Origin of the sequence: Aeromonas bivalvium (assembly GCF_046078285.1) — a bacterium.
Taxonomy (GTDB): domain Bacteria; phylum Pseudomonadota; class Gammaproteobacteria; order Enterobacterales; family Aeromonadaceae; genus Aeromonas; species Aeromonas bivalvium.
This window is the reverse complement of the sequence record NZ_JBGXBV010000004.1, coordinates 105,740-126,455: the sequence shown is the minus strand read 5'-3', so window position 1 is coordinate 126,455 and position 20,716 is coordinate 105,740. Positions and strand designations below refer to the sequence as shown.

The following is a 20,716-nucleotide window of genomic DNA, read 5'->3' as shown; positions in this document are numbered from 1 at the left end:
CACGACCAACAGAAGGGGAAGGCCGACGGCGCGCCTGATGATGAATGCATGATGCCGTCCTTGTTATCCCCGAAAACGCCCCGTATTGTATCGGGCTTGCCCCGCGGAGGGAGTCCTGCGGGCTGTTTTTTTGGGAGTTTTTATGGGTTACGAATGGCTGGCACTGGCCGCCGCCAGTTTGTGGGCGATCGCTGCCCTGATTTCGGTCAAACCGGCCCGCCACCTGGGCGCCTTTGCCTATAGCCGCTGGCGCATGTTCCTGGTCAGCCTGATGCTGGGAGGGGCCAGCCTGGCGAGCGGCGGCTGGCAGAGTCTTGGCGCCGGCGCCGTGCCGCTGCTCATCCTCTCGGGCCTCATCGGCATCTTCATCGGCGATACCGCCCTGTTCGCCTGCATGAACCGGATGGGACCCAGGCGCAGCGGCCTGCTCTTCTCCTGTCATGCGCTTTTTTCCGCCCTGCTCGGACTCTGGTTGTTTGAGGAAACCCTGACCGGCTGGCGCCTGGTCGGCGCCCTGCTGGTATTTGGCGGCGTCATGCTGGCCATCCTGTTTGGCCGCCGCGGCCAGTCCCACGACTGGGAGCAGGTGCGCGGCCCCATCGCCATCGGCATCGGGCTCGGCCTGACCGCGGCCCTGTGCCAGAGCCTGGGAGCCATCATCGCCAAGCCGGTGATGACGGGCGGCGACGTGGATCCCGTCAGCGCCTCCGGGGTGCGCATGGCCAGCGCCCTGCTGGCCCACTGCGTGCTGCGCCTGTTGCGCCTGCCCCTCGCCATGCCACTCAACCCCATCAATCGCCCCATCCTCGCCATGATTGGGGTCAACGGTTTCCTGGCCATGGCCCTGGGCATGACCCTCATCTTGGTCGCCCTGCGTCAGGGGGACGTGGGCATGGTGGCCATCCTCTCCTCCACCACCCCTGTGGTTCTGCTGCCACTGCTGTGGTGGCATTCGGGCCAGCGCCCCAGCCTGCCCGCCTGGGCCGGAGCCCTGCTCGCCACCCTGGGCACCATACTGGTGCTGGGCATGAGTGGTAACCATTAGGCCTCTGCCCCAAGTACCAGCAAAAACGGCGGGGCCTGCCAGGCCCCGCCGTGTTGCATCCGCCCCCCTGACCCCGTCAGAACAGGGCTATCTCCTCGGCGGTCAGCTCACGGTATTCGCCGGGTGCCAGCGTCTCGTCCAGCGCCAGGGTGCCGATCTGCTCGCGATGCAGCCCCACCACCTTGTTGCCGATGGAGGCAAACATCCGCTTGACCTGATGGTACTTGCCCTCGTGAATGGTGAGGCGCGCCTCGCACTCCCCCAGCAGCTCGAGCTGGGCGGGGCGGGTCTTGTCGGTTTCGTTGCGCAGGAAGACGCCGTCGGCAAACAGGGAGATGGCGTCCGAATGCACGGGATCGGCCAGCCAGACCCGATAGGTCTTGGCGCACTCGTGACGGGGCGAGGTGATGCGATGGGACCACTGACCATCGTCGGTCACCAGCACCAGGCCCGTGGTGTCGAGGTCGAGACGGCCCACCACATGAAGTTTGCCCATGGCCGGCTCGTCGAGCAGCTGGAACACAGTGGCGTGATCCGGATCCTCGTTGGAGCAGACGTAGCCCTCCGGCTTGTGCAGCATGAAGTAGCGGTTGCCCTGGCTCAGGGTCAGCAGGACGCCGTCAAATTCCACCTGGCTCTGCTCGTTGATGTGAAAGGCGGGCTGCTTGACCACGATGCCGTCCACCACCACCTCGCCCTGCCGGATCAGCTTGCCTGCCAAAGAGCGGGTCAAATCGGAACAATCGCACAGAAACTTGTCGAGCCGCATTCACTACCTCAATTGCCGTCGGGAAAAAGGCGACATTATATCGGCCAAGCGTGACAACTCCAGCAATAACGCCCCATGGGCCTGTGATGGCGCACGAACCGGGTGATAGACTCGCGCCCATCTCGCTTCGAGTATCACGCAAGCCGGTGACCCTATGCCTCCATCCTCCGCCCATCCCGTCATCGCCGTCGACGAACTCGCACCCGGCATGTTTGTGGTCGCCATCGTCAGCCAGCGTGCCGGCCTGGAGATAGCCCAGAGCGGCCTGGTCCACTCCCGGCAGCAGATAGCCAGCCTGAAGGCCCGTGGCGTGCTGACGGTACGCATCGATCCCGAGCGCAGCCAGCGGAACCAACCCGAGCCCGAGGCCCCCGCCGGACAGGAGCAGGCCCCTGGCACATCGGGGCGAGTCAAGGGCGAGGGACGCCCCCCCAAGATCCGCCGCCTGTATCAGGAGGCCCGCGAGCTGCAAGGCAAGTTCATTCGCCATCTCAAGGCGGGGGAACCCATCGACATCACACCCCTGGCGGCGGTGGCCGAGGAGATGGTGGACACCATGTTCACCCATGGGGACGCCATGCTCTGCCTGGCGCGGATCCGTGCCAAAGATGCCTACCTGATGGAGCACTCCATGAACGTGGCCATACTGCTGGCCAACTTCGGCCGCTACCTCGGCCTGGCGCGCAGCGTGCTCAAGGAGCTGACCCTGGGGGGCCTGCTCCATGATGTAGGCAAGATCATGACCCCCAATGAGGTGCTCAACAAGCCGGGCAAGTTGACCGATGAGGAGTTCGCCATCATGCGCGAGCATGTGGTGCACAGCCATGACATCCTCATCGCCACCAGCGGCATCACCCCCACCATGCTGGAAGTGGCCACCAACCACCACGAGCGGCTCGACGGCTCAGGCTACCCCCGTCGACTCAAGGGGGAGCAGCTCTCCCTCTATACCCGCATGAGCGCCATCGTCGATGTCTACGACGCGGTGACGGCAGACAGGGTCTACAAGCAGGGAATGCCGCCGACCCAGGCGTTTCGCATCCTGCTCAAGGGCGCCGCCAGCCACTTCGACGAGGAGCTGGTGACGCGCTTTATCAAGTGCATGGGGGTCTATCCGGTGGGGACTCTGGTGCAACTCTCCAACCAGCGGCTGGCCATAGTGATGCAGCGCAACGAACAGCAGCCGCTCAAGCCGCTGGTCAAGGTGATCTATCACGCCAGCCGGCGCCACTATCTCGATGTCCAGTGGCTGGATCTGGCCAAGCCAGGTACCCAGGAGCGCATAGAGAGTACGGTGGATCCCAAGGACTACGGCATCAATCTCGCGAACTTCGTGTGATCCTGTGCCATCGTCTGCAAGCGAAGGCGCTCATACGCCCCGCCTGGGTCCTTCATATCGGCTCGTCGGGATGCCTGTCTGGCCTGCTCCAGTGGCGCATCAGGAATTCTCCATCGAGGGGGGAGAGATCAAAGCGCAGACAGGCCTCCTCGATGGCATGAGGGTCATTGGCGTGCCCCTGTGCCAGCCAGCGCACCGCCCGGCGCAGATCCTCACCATGGGGTAACAGGGCATGATCGCTCATCGGGAGCCTCCACTCGCTGCATGGCCCACCGACTCGGGCCGTTACGAATAGTTTAGCCCGCAGCCTCCTGATCAGCGCCCTGGCCTCGAGGCCCTTTGCCGGGGACGAGCGTCCCATCCAGCAACCGCTCCCGATTGACGCCGCCCCCCCGATGGGGGTTATGCTCGGGGCCTTATCCCCTCGCCCGGACAACCCAGGCCCCCATCTCGCACAAGGAAACCCAATGCAAACCAAGGACAAGTGTCTGGCCGCCCTGGTCATTCTCTGCTGGGGGCTCAACTTCGTGGCCATCAAGTGGGGGCTGGAGGGAATACCGCCGCTGTTGCTGGGGGCGCTGCGCTTCGTCGGCGTGGTCTTCCCCGCCATCTTGCTGGTACCCAGACCCGCCATGCCCTGGCGCTGGCTGCTGGCCTATGGCGGCGCCATCAGCCTGGGGCAATTTGCCTTTCTGTTTTGCGCCATGAAGTTCGGCATGCCGGCCGGCATGGCCTCCCTGGTGCTGCAATCCCAGGTGGTGTTCACCCTGCTGTTCGCCATGATCTGGCTGGGGGAGCGCTGGCAGCCTCATCACTGGGTGGCCCTGCCCCTGGCGGGAGCAGGTCTTTATCTCATCGCTACCCATGGCGAGGGCAACCTGACCCTGCTCGGTTTCGTGCTGACCCTGTGTGCCGCCGCCTGCTGGGGCCTTGGCAACGTCATCAACCGCCAGATTGGCCTGCGCTATCAAACCTCATTACCCAGCCTGATCGCCTGGGGCGGCCTGGTGCCCATCCTGCCCTTCTTCGCCCTCTCCTGGCTGTTCGAGGGGCCGGATGTCATTGCCAGCAGCCTGCTCCACATCAGCTGGCAGGGGCTGCTCTGCGTGCTCTACCTGTCTCTGGTCGCCACCTGGCTCGGTTATGGCCTGTGGGGACGGCTGCTGATGCGCTACCCGGTGGCACAGGTGGCACCGCTCTCCCTGCTGGTACCCTGCGTCGGCATGGTGGCCGCCGCCCTGCTGCTCGACGAGCATCCCACGACCTTGCAGTGGCTGGGTTCGGCCCTGGTGCTGCTCGGCTTCGTGGTCCATCTGCTGGGCGGAAAAGTGAGGTTGTTCAAGGCACAAGCCGAGCATTGACCTCGGTAGGGAAACTTCCCATCATGGGGCGAGCCCACTCGGCCCCACATGTTGACCCGGCAGGACGCCCATCATCAGGAGAGCAAGGACATGCTGCACAATTCACCCTCGGTCATTCCCTCATTACCGCGAGCCATGCGGATCGCGGTCATGGTGCTCCCCCTCTGCTGGAGCGCCGTTGGCTGGAGCGCCACCCTGCCGGCGGATCTCGCCTGGGAAAGCAACGATACCGATCCCGTCTATGCCGATCCTGCGGCCAGGCGGGGCGGGACCTTCCACACCTTCATGACCAGTTTCCCCCTGACCCTGCGACTCTACGGGCCCGACTCCAACGGCGGCTTCGCCGGCTATGTCAGGGAGACCAACCTGCCGCTGCTCAGCACCCACCCCATCACCGGCAACCCCATGCCGATGCTGGCAAACCAGTGGGCCTTCGGCAGCGATCACAAGACCCTCTATTTTCGCCTCAACCCCAAGGCCCGCTGGTCGGACGGCAAGCCGGTGACCGTCGATGATTTCCTGTTCACCCTCAAGATGCTGCGCAGCAAGGAGATAAACGACCCCTGGTACAACAACTACTACAGCACCCAGATAACCGAGGTCACCAAGTTCGATGAGCGCACCCTCGCCATCACCAGCGGCAGCGAGAAGAGCCGCCAGGATCTGCTGGAATCCCTGCCCTTTACGCCCGTCCCCAGCCATGCCATCAAGCTGACGACCAACTGGGTCAAGGAGTACAACTGGAAGGTGTTGCCGGTCAGCGGCCCCTATCAGATCGGCGAGGTGAAGAAGGGCAAATCCATCACCTTCAGACGAGTCAAGGATTGGTGGGGGGACGGGGAGCGCTACTTCCAGCACCGCTTCAATCCGGATCGGATCGACGTCAAGGTGCTCAGGGATCAGAACATCGCCTGGCAGCACTTCCTGCGCGGCGAGCTGGATACCTTCGGTCTGGTCATGCCCAACTGGTGGCACGACAAGACCAGAACGGCGGAATTTGAAAAGGGCTATATCGAGCGACGCTGGTTCTACAACCAGACACCTCAGTCCCCCATGGGACTCTACCTCAACACCGCCGATCCCCTGCTAAAGGATCGCAATGTACGGCTCGGCATCCAGCACGCCCTCAATCTCGACAAGATGCTCGCCACCCTGCTGCGAGGGGATTATCAGCGCCTTCACAGCTATGGCTCAGGCCAGGATGACTTTACCAATACCGAGATCAGGGCGCGCCCGTTCGATCCCAAGCTGGCACGGGACTACTTCGCCAAGGCCGGTTTCACCCAGGCCGGGCCCAACGGCATATTGCAAAACGACAAGGGCCAACCCCTCTCTCTCAGCATCACCTACACCACGGCGGAGCATGCCCAGCGCCTCACCCTGCTGCGGGAGGAGGCGAAGAAGGCGGGACTCAATCTGGAGCTGAATCTGATGGATGCCTCCGCCGGTTTCAAATCCATGCTGGAGAAGAAACACCAGAGTGCCTGGATGGCCTGGAGCGGCGGCCGCTACCCCGCCTACTGGGAGTTCTTCCACAAGGTCAATGCCAACAAGCCCCAGACCAACAACATCATGAACATAGATGATGACGCCATCACGACCCTGGTGGAGCAATACGACAAGGAGTTCGATTTTGCCAAGAAGGCGGCGCTGTCACGGCAGATCCAGCAGCGCCTCTATGAACTGGCCAGCTTCGTGCCCGCCTATCAGGTACCCTACACCCGGGAAGGGGCCTGGCGCTGGATCAAGCTGCCCAAGGTGCCCGCCACCCCCAAGAGCGACCTGCTCTACTGGCCTCTGGACGGGGGCAACAGCGGCTACAGCTATGGCGGCCTGCTCTGGATTGACGAAGAGGCAAAAGCGCAGACCAAAGCCGCCATCAAGGCAGGCCAGTCCTTCCCGGCAGTCACGCTGACCGACACCACCTATCAGCAGAAATGAGGCGCTCCCGCGGGAGCTGTGCACACCCGGCAAAACAAAAGACCCCGCCTGCTGGCGGGGTCTTTTGTTGCAGCCTGAAGCGGGGCGATCAGCCGCGCTTGGCCTGCTTCTGGGCGATGGCGTCGGCCACGTCGGCGGGCTCGAGCACTATGCCTTCCTGATCCGGGGTCGGGAACACGGCCACGCACAGTTCATCTTGCTCCATGCCGTCGACCCAGCGCTCCAGCCACACCTTGAGGGTGATGGACTGGGGCTTGCAGTCGGCCCACTCCCCTTCGGCCCACGCCTTGGCGTACTCGGGGTGCGGCCAGACAGGGATGCAGTCTTCATCTTCCGTGGTCAGCATCATGACGCCGTGCTCATCGGTCAGGACAAACAGCTCTTCGTGCTCGACCAGCTTGCTGATGAAGTGATCAAAGCGGTAGTCGGCGTTCAGTTGCAGCGCGGCATTGCGCTCGGTATCGGTCAGTTCATAGCTCATGATCAAGCCTCTTGTGGGTACTTGTGGGCGTGGCAGTGAGCCAATCGAGGGCAGAAAAGACCCGGATCGGCGCCGCTCGCGCAATAAAGGGCGCCATGTTCACATCTTGCCACGGCCTTGTCCAGTGACAGGGGCGGATCCCGCCGCCTTGCGCCTCTGCCACCCGCACACCTTGCCCATCACCCTGAGCCTGGTTGTGTGTTTACTCAGGCATCGCCGGGGTCAACAGCTCCACCCCCTCCTGCTCGCTCAGACGCTGGCGCAACCAGTAAGCCGATTCGACCTCGACGAAACAGAGCAGATCCTGCCCCCCGGCCGCCGCCATCAACTGGCTCAGCCTCAGCGCTTGCTGCTGCTCCCAGGCCGCCGCCAGCTGGGTGCCGTGCGCCTCATCCACCACCTCCCGCCGCAGCTCGAACAGGTTATCGGTGATCGGGTGGTTTATTTTGGCGGGGTGGCGCCAGTAGAGATGCAGGTTCTCCTGCATCTCTTCGTCATAGCTGGCCAGGGCGTCCAGCTCGGGCGTCTCACCGCCGCCAGTGGCAAACTCGCACCAGCCGGGGGCCAAGGAGGCGAGCTCGCGCAGCATCCGGGGGGGAGTGACGGCCTTCAGAGCTGCCACATCCGCGCTGGCCAGAGGCGGCAACCATACCTCCCCCTCATGGTCCCGGATCAGCGGCACGAGTTGCGCCACCGGATAGATGGGGAAGCGGGGAGCGAGCTGATGCAGCAAGGAGATCAGGGTGATGCGGGTCATGATGGCAACCTTGGAAAAGAGATGATGGGGCCGGGCCGGTGAGGCCCTATCCTATCACGGCGTGGCACAATGCTCATCTGTGCCAACTGTTTGAAAAAACACCATTCAACTTGCCCGCTTGCCGTAATGGCCAATAGTTTGACCCAGCGCCCACTAAACTCCCTAGGGGAGTGCTAATTTGCATACATCATTAGCGTAAGGAGCCTGTCCATGATTGGGATCGACCAGATTTCCGAAGAGTTTGTTCACGAGCTGAAAATACTGGCCTGCTTTGATCCGGCGAATATGAGCGTGGGGATCAAATTACGCAGTGATATGAGCGATGCCCTGTGCCAGGCAGCACAACGCCTGCACAGCCAAGGCCTGATCAGTGCCATCGATGGTGGTTACCTGACCCCCTTTGGCATGACGATGGTGGAACACCTGCAGCACCTGCTGGTCGCCCTCAAACCGGAGGCCTAGCCGCCCAGAGTGCGAAGTCGAGCAGCTCCCAGCGCGCCCCTTGGCGCAGATGACACGCAAACAGCAAAGGACCCTCGGGTCCTTTTACATTGCCGCCCACCCACCATTGCTCGGCCTGAGCGGGCACGGGGCGAGTCTCGATACTGATGGGGGTTGTCTCAACCCCCAGACGAACATGCACGAAGCGCAGACAGGTCATCCTGGCCTGCTCGGCGCCAACCACATCAGGGCTGGCGGCGCTCGGCTCAGGAGCCATGAGTGAGGAAGGTGACCCCTGTGCCGTCGCGAGCACCAGACTTGCGGCCAACCAGGCCCCTCTCTTCATAGGCTTGCGCAAACGATCACTCTCCTCTCTCCCCTGACATGGGACGAGACGCGCCAGAGCTGGCGGAACATACCTTGCTCTCCATGGCACTATGAAGAGCCTGGAAACGGCTGCTTGCATCGCCCGCCAGCGTGGCGCATGCCACACCATGACGGTCGCCTGGATGCCAGAAAAACAAAAAGCCGTGGTACCTGAGGCACCACGGCTTTCTTAAATTCTGTAACAATTACAGAGCGGTTACGTTCTCAGCCTGCGGGCCTTTCTGACCTTGGGTCACGGAGAACTGTACGCGCTGACCTTCAGCCAGGGTACGGAAGCCGTTACCTTGAATGGCGCTGAAGTGTACGAACACATCCGGGCCGTTTTCTTGCTGGATGAAGCCGAAGCCTTTGGTTTCGTTGAAGAATTTAACGGTACCGGTGATCATGTTAGACATATCTATAAACCTGTATTCAAAAATTACTCGTGCCTTGAAAGGCGGACAAAGCTTCGAAAGAGGGAGTGACTTATGAACAACAGGAAAAGATGCAGGACATCGTATTCATTGACATAAACATCGCCTTTTTCAAGCTCGATTGATTATACGTGGCTTTGCTCATTACGCAAACATATTTGTGCCCCGCCAACGCGGGGCACAGCGACTATCAACTCGCCGCTTCCAGCGCCTGCACCAGCGCCTTGAGGAAGCGCGCCGCCTCGCCGCCGGTACAGGCCCTGTGATCAAACGTCATCGACAATGGCAACGCCCTGATCGGTCGCGCCTCTCCCTGCACGAACACCACCTTTTCGAACAGGGTGCCGGCCCCTACGATGGCCACCTGGGGCGGGGTCACGATCGGGCTGGCATAGCGACCGGCAATGGCACCGAAGTTGGTGAGGGTGATGGTGGCCCCCTGCAGCATCTCCCTCGGTACGGCCCGCGCCTTGACGTCCGCTATCATGCGATCCAGCCCCTGGCGAATGTCGGCGGGTTCGCGCTCGGCCACATTCTCCATCACGGGGACATAGAGTCCATGGCGTGAATCCACCGCGATCGCCACATTGACCTCATCAAACAGGCGCCGCGACAGGGTCTCCCCATCAAACCAGGCATTCATCGAAGGCTCGGCGCGGCAGGCGACTCCGATGGCCTTGATGAGGCGCACGGTCACATCTTCATCGGCTCGCCAGGCGCGCAGGTCGACCTCGTCCGTGATGCTGACCGGCACCACGGTACGGTGGGAATGTTCCATTGCCTTGGCCATGGCCCGGCGTGCCCCCTTGAGAAATTCGTTGCCGCTGCCTTGCTGGGCCTCGAACGCCAGCTGCACGTCCTGCTCCAGCACCAGGCCACCGGCACCGCTGCCCTTGAGGCCGTTGATCTCCACCCCCAGCTGCTGAGCCAGCAGGCGCACCGCAGGCATCGCCTGTACCAGTTGCCCGCCGGACGCCAACACCCCGGCCACGAAGTGATCTTCCATGTGTTGCTGAGTGCTGCTCACCTTGCCGACCACGGTGCCGTCGTCTTCGCCTCCCTCAAACTCCACCAGGGGGGCGCCGATGTGCAATATATCTCCCTCCTGGCCACAGAGCCGGGCAATGACGCCATTGACCGGGGAAGGCACATCCACCAGCGCCTTGGCGGTTTCGACCGAGAGCAGCACCTGATCCACCTTGACCTCATCCCCGGCGGCCACCTTCCACTCCACGATCTCCGCCTCGGCCAGCCCTTCGCCAAGATCCGGTAATTTGAAATATTTCATGACCCTTTCTCCATCCGCTGGGACATCACCACATGCTGAACACCCTCATGGCGCTTTGTTGATGGGCGGCCAGATCGCCACATTGTGAAACGTGTCATCGCCATTTGTTCTCCATCAGCTGGTGAGCCGCCTGGGCTATATCCTGTTCCGTGATGAGGTAGTGCTCCTCATTGCGGTAATAAGGCACGGCGGCATCGACACCGGTCAGACGCCTGGGGGGCGCCTTGAGACTGGGGAGCGCCTCCTCCGTGACCCTGGCCACTATTTCTGCGCCCACCCCGAAGCTGCCGCACGCCTCATGGACCACCAGCAAGCGACCCGTCTTGCGTACCGAGGCAAGGATGCTCGCCATGTCCAGGGGCTTGATGGTGGCCAGATCCAGCACCTCGCACTGGATGCCCTCTTCACTGAGGATCTGGCTCGCCTTCATCACCTCCAGGAGACAGGCGCCCCAGGCCACCACCGTCAGGTCATGGCCGGAACGCAGGGTAAAGCAGACGTCCAGCGGCAGGCCCACACCATCGTCCACCACGTCCGATTTCATGGCGCGATAGATGCGATCCGGCTCGAAGAACATCACGGGATCCGGGCAGCGGATGGCTGACAGCAGCAGGCCATAAGCCCGTTTGGGGCTTGATGGGATCACCACCCTCAACCCCGGGATGTGGGCAAACAGCGCCTCGACGCTCTCGCTGTGGTGTTCGGGTGAGTGGATGCCTGCCCCATAGGGAGAGCGATAGACGATGGGGCAGCTCAGGCGCCCCCGGGTGCGATTGCGCATGCGCGCCGCCTGGCAGACGATCTGCTCCATGCCGGGGAAGACGAATCCCTGAAACTGGAACTCGGCCACCGGCTTGAGCCCCTGGGTCGCCATGCCGACCGCCACCCCGGCGATCAATCCTTCCGCTAGGGGCGTGTCTATCACCCGCTTGAAGCCAAATTTGTCACGCAGACCGACGGTGGCACGAAACACGCCGCCGTTGACCCCCACATCTTCCCCCAGTACCACCACGTCCGGGTCCTGCTCCATCTCGTGATGCAGGGCCAGGTTGACTGCCTCGAGCAGGGTCATGTCACTCATGGCATGCCTCCTCGCCAGATTCGATGCAAGACGACAGGTCCACGCCCGGCACGAACAGAGGGATACCTTCCTGTGTCCTCGGCTTATTCATAGGATCGCCCTCCCTGCCCGGCCATGGCCTTGTCGATGATGCGCTGGCGCTGACCGAGATAATCCCGGGGCAGCTCGGCAAACTGGTAATCGATGAGCGATTCCGGCGGCTGGGCCGTCATGGCCTCATAGGCTGCCACCGCCTGCTCCACCTGGCTGGCGGCTTCGCTCAGCAGGGTCTGTTCCCGGGACTCGTCCCACCAGCCGCGCTCGACCATGAACTGGCGCAGCCGCTTGACCGGCTCCTTCGCCCAGGCCGCTTCGACTTCGGCGGCGTCGCGATAACGGGTCGCATCGTCCGCCGTGGTGTGGTCACCGAGCCGGTAGCTGATGGCCTCGATCAGGGTGGGCCCCTTGCCAGCGCGAGCCCGCTCCACCGCCGTCAGGGTGGCATCGTAGACGGCGAGCACGTCGTTGCCATCGACCTGGATACTGGGCACCCCGGCACCAATGCCTTTCTGGGCTAAGGTGGGGGCACTCGATTGCAGCTTGCGCGGCACCGAAATGGCCCACTGGTTGTTGTTGATCACCATCACCATGGGCAGATGCCAGACGCCGGCGCAGTTGAGCCCCTCGAGGAAGTCCCCCTTGGAGGTGCCGCCATCGCCGATGGTGACCACGGCCACTCTGGCTTGTTGACGCAGCTTGAAGGCGGCCGCCACCCCACAGGCATGGGTCACTTGCGTGGCGATGGGCACACAGATGGGCAGATCTTCGGAGGGGGTGCCGTCTGGCTTGTTGAAGACGCTGCCCCGCTCATCGCCGCCCCAATACTGGAGATTTTTTTCCATGGGCACGCCGCGCACGAACAGGGTCGGCATGTCGCGGTAGTAAGGCACATAGACGTCCTGGACCTGCATGGCGAGACCGACGCCAATCCCGACCGCCTCGGCCCCCAGATGGGAGGGGAAGGTCCCCAGCTTGCCGGTACGTTGCAGCGCGATGGCTTTCTTGTCATAGCTGCGCACCATCACCATGTTGCGGTAGAAGGTGTGCAGCAGCTCCTTGTCCAGCCAGGTCGGTAGTGTGGCGACCGGGCGCCCCTCCTCATCGAGGTAACGAAGGAAAGGGATGTCGACATGGGTCATAACTGGCTCCTTGCCGTGGTTACGTCACCACCAGAGGTGACCCTTAAAATGTAAACAGTATGTTAACCAAAGCGCAATGTGGCAAAAGCAAATAACCCCAGCGATATCCTCTGTATTTTGGTTGAAAAGCAGCCGGTTGGTCTGATGGACTGGCAACAAAAAAGGAGCCTCTCCCGGCTCCTCCTTGCATCATGTGGCCGCAAGGCCGCTCCCCGCCAAGGGGGTCACCCCTGGGGGGTCAGGCATCCCACAACCGGGTCGGTACCACCAGCAGCACGGTACGCTGGCCGATGGCGACATTGGCATTGGGGAAGACCACGGCCTCCCGCTCCTGCTCCACCACATGGCGCAGATCGCCATCTTCCGCCAGCACGAAACCTTGCGGAAATTCGGTGAAATTGTCGACATCACTGGCAAACAGGAAGCGAAAATCCGCGGTGCGCTTGTTGATCACCCGATCGATGGTGAAGATGTTGAAATCCTCCGGCCGCCAGGGTTCCAGCCGGACGCGCTCTTCGCAGACCAGCTCCTGCAACGCCTGTCTGGCCTCGATGAAGCGGGTCATGTCATTCTCGCCGAAGGGACGCACCTTGCCGAGCTCCACCGTGAAACCATGGGCGCCATGCTGGTGGGCGCTGTAATAGCTGAAGGTGGTAGTGGGGCCGTTCGAGAGCAAGATGGTGCGCACCCCGCAGGCACCGAGGAAGCGGATCTGCTCCTGGCTGTAGGGGCGTTCGTGGGGGAAGGGGTAGACGGCGAACTTCTCGTGACGGGAGCCGCGGATGGCGGTATGCAGATCATAATGCAGTCGCTCGGCCCCGGAGTCGGAGTAGAAGCGGGACACATACTGTTCGAGACGCATGGCGCGGATCCGCTCCCGGTTGCACAGCCCCTCCCCTTTGCTGTGGGCACCGCTGAACAGCCGGTTCATGTTCTCCTCGACCTCCCGCACCCCCAGGTTCATGGCCGCCGGGTTGCCAAACAGAAACAGGACCCGATGGCGGGCGCTCAGCTCTCCCCCGAGCAGCTTGCCGAGCAGCTGGTTGCAAAGCTCGATGGGGGCCGTCTCGTTACCGTGAATGCCACAGGAGAGCACTATCTCCTTGCCGGGATCGGCGCGCAGGCCCTGGGCCGGCTCGATGCAGATCACACCGGTATCCCACACCTGCGCCAGGGCCCCATCGGCCAGGGAAAAAGAGAAGGGATCGAGCTGCCATTCGTGGCGGCGACTCAGCGCCAGGAAGTCATGTTGAGGGATCATCCGTTTCACCATCTTGTCACTGTCGATGGCGCAGATTATACGGCAGCGGCCTGCCTTAAAAACAATTTTTTAAACAAATTCAATCATTAGCATAACAATGCAAGGGGGAACGAGCGCCATGCAGTCATCAGAGTGCGGGGCAGAGCAAGGGGGTAAACGAGGGAGCATTCAGGGGAACAGGAGGTTGGCCGGGGGCCGGTGAGGCGAGGAGAGAAACGAGGCATCCATGCCAGGTCAATCAACCACGCCAGAACGGCTTGCTGGTTTCCTGATAGCGGTCGGCTTCGTTCAGGCCGATATCCTTGAGCAGATAGGCGGGCAGCTCGGAGAGCTGGCGACGGCTGCGGCTGCGTTCCAGCCAAGTCAGGAAGGTCTGTTTGGCGCGAGTCGCCAGGTTCAGCTCGCTGGACTGCTGGTAACCGGCTTGGGTGTAGGTCATGTTGGCCATGGTGCGGCTCCTCTCATTTGGTTGCCGCAAGCTTAGGAGCTGTCTCCCCCTGTCTCAATTGACGAATTTTGATACAGTGCATTAGGAAAACTAATGGCGACACCAGGGTGATATTTTTATATAACAAATTGAATTTAAAAGAAAAATAAAAACACCTCCGCCCATTTCGGCGCAAACAGCAGATTGTGCTCCCCGACCTCGGGTTAACTATGCATTTTATCTTTGCGCTTATGCAGCCCCCAGGTTCCGGGCCAGGGAGGAGGCATCCCTAGCACAGTAAAAATGCTGCATAGTTGATCGTAAGGTGTTGCCAGATATCAACAAATGTACCATTTCATTACATGATCAGGGTCCATCAAACGAGCACCGTTTAACTCTCATTTTATCCCTGCCACCCCAGGCCCGCACATCCCGCCACAGGCCCTTGCCCTCCTCTCGCCTCTGGGTCGATCCCGGCTCGGGTTGACACCGAACACTGTCTATTTATACAGTTATGCGATGACGCGCACCGCATCTAAGGTGCCCCTTCCCCCTTTACCGAGAGTCGAATCATGGCCACCTTTACCCCCCAAGCCGCCCTGCGCCAGCAGATGAGCGAACTGGAGAGCCTGCTGGCCGAGCTGGCGAGCCGGATCGCCCGCCTCCCCCTGCTGGAGGCACAGGTCTATCCCCTGCCCCCCGTGTTGCAGGGACAGGAGCATGACCCCATCAGCGAGATAGAGGTGGGGCTGCTCGAGGGAGAGGCGGCCCGGGCGGCCGCACTCGCCGCCTACCAGCATCATGGGGCCCGTCCCGGCTGTTCGACCAAATCCACCCAGCGCCTGCCTGGCTGGCTGCGGCTGCCGGCCGAGGCCGCCCCCCTGCTTGTCCCGCTGATCGAGGAGATAAACCGCAGCAAGCTGGCCTTCAAGGCGCTGGTGCAGCAGGCGGGAGGCCGAGACGAGAAGTTCGAGCTGGTCCACAACGCCCTGCCCGGGGTCATCACCTTGCAGATCTACCGCCAGCTCACCCTGCTGGCGGGGGATCTCCATTCACTCGGCTTCACCTGGGCAGACAAGCAGACCATCAGCCGACTCAGCCGGGAGCAGGTGATCGCCATGCTGGAGCGCAGTCGCCGCTATGTGCCCGCCCTCTCCCACCCACAGCAGTGGCAGCAGATGGTGGACAAGGAGATCTACGATATCCGCCGCCTGTCCGCCGACAGCGAGCTGCGCATTCGTCGCCCGGTCAAGACCCACCCCATGATCAACCTGCTCTGGCGGGACAGGGAGCCGAGAAAGCAGCAGATCAAGGCGAGCCTCCCCCTGCTGCTGTGCGCCGACGCCTCCCCCGCCATCAAGCCCCTGGGCCACTATCCCCCCAAGCTGCGCCAGCCGAGGCGGGATCGCAAGATAGGGGAGCGCCCTCTCATAGAGCGGCTTCATCTCTATCTATACGAGCCCCTAGACTGAGGCGGTGAGCATTCGCTACCGCGGCGGGACAACGCCCTTGCTGAAAGCGCAGGCGTGAACAGAGCCGGGCAGTGGCGTCAGGAATCAGCCGCCTGTCATCGCCGCCCACCTGGGGAGCCGCGACCCGCTGGCGCCGGGCAAGGCAAGAGAGAGAGCAGATGCAAAACGGCCCTCGCTGCCGCCACGCCGGGGGCGCAGGACAGCGAGGGCCGCATCCCCTTCCATCACCCCATCAAGAGGGCGCGCAGGCTCTCCACATCCAGCCCCTTCACCTCGGACTGGCCGCTCAGCAAGCCATCGGCCAGGGCCCGTTTCTCGTCGTGCAGGGCCACTATCTTCTCCTCCACCGTCTGCTCGCACACCAGGCGATAGACGGTCACCGGCTGGGTCTGCCCCATGCGGTGGGCCCGATCGCTGGCCTGATCTTCCACCGCCGGGTTCCACCAGGGATCCAGGTGCAGCACGGTATCGGCCTGGGTCAGGTTGAGCCCTGTTCCCCCCGCCTTCAGGCTGATCAGGAACAGCGGCACCGGCTCGTTGCGAAAGCGCAGGATAGACTCCTGGCGGGACTTGGCGGAGCAGCCGCCGTCCAGGTAGCAGTAATCCCAGCCCCGCTTGGCGATGCGATCCCGCAGCAGGCTCAGCAAATCGACGAACTGGCTGAACACCAGCACCCGATGGCCGCCGTCGATGGCTTCGTCCAGCAGGGCCATGGCCTCGTCCAGCTTGCTGTTGCTATGGGCCCAGGTCGGCATGATGAGGGAGGGAGAGCAGCAGAGCCGGCGCAGCCGGGTCAGGCCGCTCAACACGTGCATCAGGGCGCGGCCGTCGGCACTTTGCACCTGCTGCACCACCTCGCGCCGGGTCGCCTCGTAGAGCTGGCGCTCCTCGGCGGAGAGGCTGATGTGATGCACTATCTCCGTCTTGTCCGGCAGCTCGGTCAGCACCTGCTGCTTGAGGCGGCGCAGGATGAAGGGGCTGATCACGGCCCGCAGCAGCGCCATGTGCTCGGGATCCTTCACCGCCTTGCCAAAGCGGCGCTTGAACTCCCCGAGGCTGCCGAGCAGGCCGGGGTTGATAAAGGTGAACAGGCTCCACAGCTCCCCCAGATGGTTCTCTATGGGAGTGCCGGAGAGGGCGAGACGAAAATCGCCGTCGAGCTGGAACAGCAGCTTGGCGCGCTGGGTACCGGCATTCTTGATCTGCTGGGCTTCATCCAGCACCATACTTGCCCAGTGACGCCCCTTGAGCGCCGCGGCCAGCCCCCCCAGCATGCCGTAGTTGACCAGCACCAGCTGGCCCGCCCTGGCGTTGGCAATCTGCCCCTCCCGATCCACTCCGGGCTCGAAGGTGATCACCTCCAGTTCGGGGGCGAAGCGGGCCACCTCCTCCTGCCAGTTGGTGACCACTGACTTGGGCACCACCACCAGGGCCGGGCCCAGCTGCTGGCGCATGCGCAGCACGATGAGCGCCTGCAGGGTCTTGCCCAGGCCCATGTCGTCGGCGAGGCAGGCGCCAAAGCCGTGATGGGCCAGGGTCGCCAGCCAGCGCACCCCCTCCTTCTGATAATCCCGCAGCGGGGTAAGCAGCTCGGGGGGACAGTCCACCTCCTGCTGCCACTCGGCCTGCAGCGCCTGCCAGGCGCTGTCTCCCTGGGTGCTGATCACCGAGAGCAATCGGGTCAGGGGGTAGGCGAGCCGGGTGTTGACCCTCTGCTCCTCGTCGAGCATGGCCCCCAGCATGGTGAGCCGCTCCACCAGCTTGTCGCTCAGCACCAGACTGGTCTGCTCGTCGAGCTGGACGGTACGCTGACCCGGAGCGAGCTGGCGCAGGATGAGTCGCAGATCCAGCACCTCGTGTTCATCCAGGCTGAGGGCCCCCTCGACCTGGAACCAATCCTGGCGCCGCTCGATGCGCAGGCTCAGGGCCGCCTCGTCCAAGCTCTTGAGCCGGGCACTGTCCTGATGCCAATGGATGCGCACCTGCCGCTCCACCAGCTCGGGCAGGGCGTTGACCAAGGTGAGCGCCTGCTCCCCCTGCAGCAGCCATTCGGTGCCGGGCAAGTCCATGGGCAGCTGGTTGCGCAGCCACTGGGCTTCCCGCTTCTCCTCGGCCAGATCCCGCGCCCAGTAGAGGGACTCCTTCACCCCCTGACGCACCACCGCCTCCCCCTTGCCAAGGGCCAGGGCGGGTGCATCATCGAGCCGGGTAACCAGGCGAACCGCGAGCTGCCCCTCCTGCCAGTCCAGCTCCACCGAAGCCAACCCGGGCCAGGGTTTTAACTCGGCATTGCCCTCGAGCCCAGGCACCTCGCTGTGCCAGGGCAGCCCCGGGATGCCATTGAGGGTCTGTTGCAAGGTGGCGAGCCCCTCTCCCGGCAGGGGCGGGATCGCCGACAGGGCAGGCAGCAAGGGCAGCAGGCCGGGGGGGGTCAGCATCAGCTGCCACAAGTCCTGAGCCAGGGGCACTATGTGGGCCCCCTTGCCGGCCTGGGCCGGGCTGAGCACGCCGCGCATCCCGTCCCCCTCGGCCACTATCTGCAACAGGGGGGCGCTCAGGGCCAGTTGCAGCTTCTGCCCCTTGGCGTTGAGCAGGCGGGGATGGGTCGCGAGCACGGGCCAGACCTCGTCCGGCAGCCGGTTCATGTTGCGCGGCAGCAGCCGCACCAAGGCCCAGTCCGCTTCATCGAGCAGGGCCGCATACTGGCTGGAGAGCAGGGCGGGATCGACCCTGCGCCCCGCGGTCCACTCCCCCTTGGTGCTCTGCTTCTGGATCTTGCATTCGAGCTCGGGCCCCTCGGCATGGAGCAGCCACACCAGCTGCTCCTTGTTCTTGCGCACCCCGCTGGCACGGCCCAGCCCCTGCAGCCAGTTGAGCCAGCTCGCCGAGGCGGCACCCTTGCCCTCGTCGTCTTCCTCGTCTTCCTCATCCCCCTGTTGCGGGTCCGGTTGCAGGCGATCGAGGGGTCCCAGCCGGGCCGGTTTACCCAGCAGCTGGCGCAGCAAGTCCAGGCAAAAGCCCATCAATCGATGGCGGGGCGCGCTGGCGAGCAGCGCCTCCAGATCCCATTTGTGCAGGATGGCGACCTGAGGGCTCTGGCTGCCGTGACGAGCCAGGGCGCAGAGATCGAGCCAGAGGTAACCCCAGTGCAGCTCGTCGGCGGGCAGTTGCAGGGTGTCAAACAATCCCACCGCCTGGCCATGGCGCTCCCCCGCCCACTGGGCGATGAGATCCTGCAACAGGGCCTGTTGCGGCCCCAGACTCTTCTGCCACCGCTTGCGCTCGGCACTGGCCAGCTCGGGATCGGCCTGTTGCAGCCAGCCAAGCCAGAGCAGGGTCAGGAAGTTTGCCGGATAACGCCCCTTGCCATGGCGCCCCTGCCACAGGTCGAGGGCGTTCATCAGGCTCGGCGCCAGGGGGGCGTCACCGCCGGCCGCGGTCAGGGCCATCAGCTCGGGCCAGTGATGGGGATCATCGGGCAGATCGGTGAAGGGGGCCGCCGCTCCCTGCTCCTCGCACAGCCAATGCCACTGGGCGGCCAGCTGGCGATGGGCGGTGCCCAGCTCGGGGGCGAGCGCCGCCCCGGCCAACGGCCAGGGGCCAGGGGAGGCATCCAGGCAGGCCTGCAGGGCCAGGTGTTCGAGCAGCAGTCGCTGCCACTGGGGGCTGGCCTCGGCCAGCAGGGCCTGGGCATCGGGCAACTCGAGCAATGCCAGCAGATCGGCGCCATTGACATAGCCGGGCACCTCCCCCTCCCGACCCAGACAGAGGGAGCGAACCAGGGCCTGGCCCGGATCCTGCCCGGTGAGGGAGGAGACCCGCGACCAGTCCGGCATGGGACAGAGCCCCTGCCGCACCCCCAGGATCAGCGCCAGGCAGCCCTCGGCGCTCAGGCTCCAGAGCTGTTCGCCCCGCTGCCGAATGAGGCCAAGGTCATGGAGCGCCGTCAACCTGTCGATCAATACCTGACCCAGCGGCAGCTGTTCCTGCAGATAGCGGGTACTGGCGGCGCGCTGCAACTGCAGCTCGCCGAGCAAGGCATAACAATCTGGAGACAAGGTTGGTGCAGACATCAAGACTCACGCGAAGGAGCAAAAGCGGAATTTTAACGGGAAAGCGCCGCCGGCTCGACCCTTAACCATGAAATAACGCAAATTAAATGCCTTGCGCCTCGAGCCCGCCGCAGGGGAATGGCCCGAAGGCACGACGCCGGGTCTGGAAGGAGCAGGGGCACGACAGCGGGCACCAGGACGGGAGCGGCCCGGCCGCCAGGTACGGGGGAGAGGGTGCAGATGGCCCTCTCCCCCGGGGGCGATCAGGCGGTCATCGCATCCAGGCGCGCCGTCAGGGCCGCCACCTGATCCCGCAGCAGGCTCACCTCCTCCTCCAGGGAAGCCAGGCGATCATGCAAGGGGGAGCCCTGGGCCGTTCCCTCGGGCTGAGCACGAGCATCCAGCCCCTGCTCCAGGGCCGCACCTGTCACCTCGCCACTGAACAGATGGGCGAAGCGGGACTCGCGCTTGCCGGGCTCTCGGGCCAGCTTGACCACATAGGGCCCCTGCTCGATGAGCCTGTTCAGGACGGCATCGACCTGGGTCACATCGTCGAACTGGCAGAGCCGGTTGGTGCGCGAGCGCAGCTCCCCCGGGGTCTGGGGACCGCGCAGCAGCAGCTCGCAGACTACTCCCAGCTCCTGGGCATTGAACTTGAGGTCGCCAAATTCGGTGTTGCAGAATCGGTGCTGATAACGGGGCACCCGGGCGTTGAAGCCAGCGGTGTTGACCACCAGCCGCTTGCGGACCAGTTCGTCCACCACGGCGCGGATCTCCAGCTCGCCGAGCTCGAGCACAGGGTCTCTGTTGCTCTTCTGGTTACAGGCGTTGACCAGGGCGTTGAGGGACAAGGGGTATTGATCCGGCGTGCTGATCTCCTTCTCGATGAGGCAACCAATCACCCGAGCTTCTAATGGGCCTAATACCAACTCCATTGCAGACTCCCTTTATAAACAAGACATTAGCATCTGACCCCTATCTTATCGCGGCCACTCCCGGGATCCAGCCCGGCACCCCGATTTT

Annotated in this window: 18 protein-coding genes; 6 read left to right on the top strand and 12 right to left on the bottom strand. The window is 63.4% G+C overall.

The features are described 5' to 3' along the window. Positions 1-142: 142 nt before the first annotated feature. Positions 143-1,045, top strand: coding sequence for a DMT family transporter (locus tag ACEUCR_RS11605; RefSeq protein WP_408790287.1), 903 nt, complete (start codon positions 143-145; stop codon positions 1,043-1,045). A gap of 76 nt (positions 1,046-1,121) precedes the next feature. Here ACEUCR_RS11605 and rsuA read toward each other — a convergent pair whose 3' ends face one another. Then, positions 1,122-1,814 (bottom strand): 16S rRNA pseudouridine(516) synthase RsuA, encoded by a 693-nt coding sequence (rsuA, locus tag ACEUCR_RS11600; protein WP_392444494.1) that lies wholly within the window; start codon positions 1,812-1,814, stop codon positions 1,122-1,124. A 154-nt stretch (positions 1,815-1,968) separates the two neighbouring features. Here rsuA and ACEUCR_RS11595 point away from each other — a divergent pair, with 154 nt between their 5' ends. After that, entirely contained in the window at positions 1,969-3,153 is a 1,185-nt protein-coding gene (locus ACEUCR_RS11595; RefSeq protein WP_408790284.1) for an HD-GYP domain-containing protein, read from the top strand. Between the two features lie 52 nt (positions 3,154-3,205). Here ACEUCR_RS11595 and ACEUCR_RS11590 read toward each other — a convergent pair whose 3' ends face one another. Next, positions 3,206-3,397: a hypothetical protein gene (locus ACEUCR_RS11590; RefSeq protein ID WP_041996164.1), complete on the bottom strand. Its 192-nt coding sequence runs from the start codon at positions 3,395-3,397 to the stop codon at positions 3,206-3,208. Positions 3,398-3,620: 223 nt separating this feature from the next. Here ACEUCR_RS11590 and ACEUCR_RS11585 point away from each other — a divergent pair, with 223 nt between their 5' ends. Both ACEUCR_RS11585 and ACEUCR_RS11580 read left to right on the top strand, forming a co-directional pair. Beyond that, entirely contained in the window at positions 3,621-4,514 is an 894-nt protein-coding gene (locus ACEUCR_RS11585; RefSeq protein ID WP_111872905.1) for an EamA family transporter, read from the top strand. Between the two features lie 135 nt (positions 4,515-4,649). Further along, positions 4,650-6,455, top strand: coding sequence for an extracellular solute-binding protein (locus ACEUCR_RS11580; protein ID WP_408790568.1), 1,806 nt, complete (start codon positions 4,650-4,652; stop codon positions 6,453-6,455). Positions 6,456-6,543: 88 nt separating this feature from the next. Here ACEUCR_RS11580 and ACEUCR_RS11575 read toward each other — a convergent pair whose 3' ends face one another. Both ACEUCR_RS11575 and ACEUCR_RS11570 read right to left on the bottom strand, forming a co-directional pair. Beyond that, the gene (locus ACEUCR_RS11575) at positions 6,544-6,936 is read right to left on the bottom strand and encodes a DUF2750 domain-containing protein (RefSeq protein WP_041996162.1); all 393 of its coding nucleotides are present in this window, start codon (positions 6,934-6,936) and stop codon (positions 6,544-6,546) included. A 202-nt stretch (positions 6,937-7,138) separates the two neighbouring features. Then, positions 7,139-7,693, bottom strand: coding sequence for a hypothetical protein (locus tag ACEUCR_RS11570; RefSeq protein WP_408790282.1), 555 nt, complete (start codon positions 7,691-7,693; stop codon positions 7,139-7,141). 210 nt (positions 7,694-7,903) lie between these two features. Here ACEUCR_RS11570 and ACEUCR_RS11565 point away from each other — a divergent pair, with 210 nt between their 5' ends. Next, entirely contained in the window at positions 7,904-8,155 is a 252-nt protein-coding gene (locus ACEUCR_RS11565) for a TIGR02647 family protein (protein ID WP_041996156.1), read from the top strand. A 551-nt stretch (positions 8,156-8,706) separates the two neighbouring features. Here the strand turns inward: ACEUCR_RS11565 and ACEUCR_RS11560 are convergent. The 6 genes from ACEUCR_RS11560 to ACEUCR_RS11535 all read right to left on the bottom strand — a co-directional run bounded on the left by ACEUCR_RS11560 (position 8,707) and on the right by ACEUCR_RS11535 (position 14,190). Beyond that, positions 8,707-8,916, bottom strand: coding sequence for a cold-shock protein (locus ACEUCR_RS11560; protein ID WP_005302803.1), 210 nt, complete (start codon positions 8,914-8,916; stop codon positions 8,707-8,709). Positions 8,917-9,124: 208 nt separating this feature from the next. After that, on the bottom strand, positions 9,125-10,222 hold the full coding sequence (locus ACEUCR_RS11555) for a dihydrolipoamide acetyltransferase family protein (protein WP_408790279.1): 1,098 nt from the start codon (positions 10,220-10,222) through the stop codon (positions 9,125-9,127). Positions 10,223-10,316: 94 nt separating this feature from the next. Further along, positions 10,317-11,303 carry an alpha-ketoacid dehydrogenase subunit beta gene (locus tag ACEUCR_RS11550; protein WP_111872901.1) on the bottom strand — a complete coding sequence of 329 codons (987 nt, stop codon included), beginning with the start codon at positions 11,301-11,303 and terminating at the stop codon, positions 10,317-10,319. Positions 11,304-11,386: 83 nt separating this feature from the next. After that, on the bottom strand, positions 11,387-12,481 hold the full coding sequence (gene pdhA / locus ACEUCR_RS11545; protein ID WP_408790276.1) for a pyruvate dehydrogenase (acetyl-transferring) E1 component subunit alpha: 1,095 nt from the start codon (positions 12,479-12,481) through the stop codon (positions 11,387-11,389). Between the two features lie 238 nt (positions 12,482-12,719). Beyond that, entirely contained in the window at positions 12,720-13,742 is a 1,023-nt protein-coding gene (gene astE, locus ACEUCR_RS11540; protein WP_408790274.1) for a succinylglutamate desuccinylase, read from the bottom strand. 238 nt (positions 13,743-13,980) lie between these two features. After that, positions 13,981-14,190, bottom strand: coding sequence for a DUF1127 domain-containing protein (locus tag ACEUCR_RS11535; RefSeq protein ID WP_111872899.1), 210 nt, complete (start codon positions 14,188-14,190; stop codon positions 13,981-13,983). A gap of 551 nt (positions 14,191-14,741) precedes the next feature. Between ACEUCR_RS11535 and ACEUCR_RS11530 the strand changes: the two genes are divergently transcribed. Next, on the top strand, positions 14,742-15,641 hold the full coding sequence (locus ACEUCR_RS11530; RefSeq protein WP_408790271.1) for a DNA replication terminus site-binding protein: 900 nt from the start codon (positions 14,742-14,744) through the stop codon (positions 15,639-15,641). 224 nt (positions 15,642-15,865) lie between these two features. Here the strand turns inward: ACEUCR_RS11530 and ACEUCR_RS11525 are convergent, their stop codons facing one another. Then, complete coding sequence (locus ACEUCR_RS11525; protein WP_408790268.1) at positions 15,866-19,714, bottom strand: SNF2-related protein; 3,849 nt, start codon at positions 19,712-19,714, stop codon at positions 15,866-15,868. Positions 19,715-19,956: 242 nt separating this feature from the next. Then, on the bottom strand, positions 19,957-20,628 hold the full coding sequence (locus ACEUCR_RS11520) for a YceH family protein (RefSeq protein WP_041996130.1): 672 nt from the start codon (positions 20,626-20,628) through the stop codon (positions 19,957-19,959). Positions 20,629-20,716: the final 88 nt, after the last annotated feature.

Excerpts from the sequence above, each read along its gene's own strand:
- ACEUCR_RS11605 (WP_408790287.1), top strand. The coding sequence starts at position 143 with ATGGGTTACGAATGGCTGGCACTGGCCGCCGCCAGTTTGTGGGCGATC.
- rsuA (WP_392444494.1), bottom strand. The coding sequence starts at position 1,814 with ATGCGGCTCGACAAGTTTCTGTGCGATTGTTCCGATTTGACCCGCTCT.
- ACEUCR_RS11595 (WP_408790284.1), top strand. The coding sequence starts at position 1,969 with ATGCCTCCATCCTCCGCCCATCCCGTCATCGCCGTCGACGAACTCGCA.
- ACEUCR_RS11590 (WP_041996164.1), bottom strand. The coding sequence starts at position 3,397 with ATGAGCGATCATGCCCTGTTACCCCATGGTGAGGATCTGCGCCGGGCG.
- ACEUCR_RS11585 (WP_111872905.1), top strand. The coding sequence starts at position 3,621 with ATGCAAACCAAGGACAAGTGTCTGGCCGCCCTGGTCATTCTCTGCTGG.
- ACEUCR_RS11580 (WP_408790568.1), top strand. The coding sequence starts at position 4,650 with ATGCGGATCGCGGTCATGGTGCTCCCCCTCTGCTGGAGCGCCGTTGGC.
- ACEUCR_RS11575 (WP_041996162.1), bottom strand. The coding sequence starts at position 6,936 with ATGAGCTATGAACTGACCGATACCGAGCGCAATGCCGCGCTGCAACTG.
- ACEUCR_RS11570 (WP_408790282.1), bottom strand. The coding sequence starts at position 7,693 with ATGACCCGCATCACCCTGATCTCCTTGCTGCATCAGCTCGCTCCCCGC.
- ACEUCR_RS11565 (WP_041996156.1), top strand. The coding sequence starts at position 7,904 with ATGATTGGGATCGACCAGATTTCCGAAGAGTTTGTTCACGAGCTGAAA.
- ACEUCR_RS11560 (WP_005302803.1), bottom strand. The coding sequence starts at position 8,916 with ATGTCTAACATGATCACCGGTACCGTTAAATTCTTCAACGAAACCAAA.
- ACEUCR_RS11555 (WP_408790279.1), bottom strand. The coding sequence starts at position 10,222 with ATGAAATATTTCAAATTACCGGATCTTGGCGAAGGGCTGGCCGAGGCG.
- ACEUCR_RS11550 (WP_111872901.1), bottom strand. The coding sequence starts at position 11,303 with ATGAGTGACATGACCCTGCTCGAGGCAGTCAACCTGGCCCTGCATCAC.
- pdhA (WP_408790276.1), bottom strand. The coding sequence starts at position 12,481 with ATGACCCATGTCGACATCCCTTTCCTTCGTTACCTCGATGAGGAGGGG.
- astE (WP_408790274.1), bottom strand. The coding sequence starts at position 13,742 with ATGATCCCTCAACATGACTTCCTGGCGCTGAGTCGCCGCCACGAATGG.
- ACEUCR_RS11535 (WP_111872899.1), bottom strand. The coding sequence starts at position 14,190 with ATGGCCAACATGACCTACACCCAAGCCGGTTACCAGCAGTCCAGCGAG.
- ACEUCR_RS11530 (WP_408790271.1), top strand. The coding sequence starts at position 14,742 with ATGGCCACCTTTACCCCCCAAGCCGCCCTGCGCCAGCAGATGAGCGAA.
- ACEUCR_RS11525 (WP_408790268.1), bottom strand. The coding sequence starts at position 19,714 with ATGTCTGCACCAACCTTGTCTCCAGATTGTTATGCCTTGCTCGGCGAG.
- ACEUCR_RS11520 (WP_041996130.1), bottom strand. The coding sequence starts at position 20,628 with ATGGAGTTGGTATTAGGCCCATTAGAAGCTCGGGTGATTGGTTGCCTC.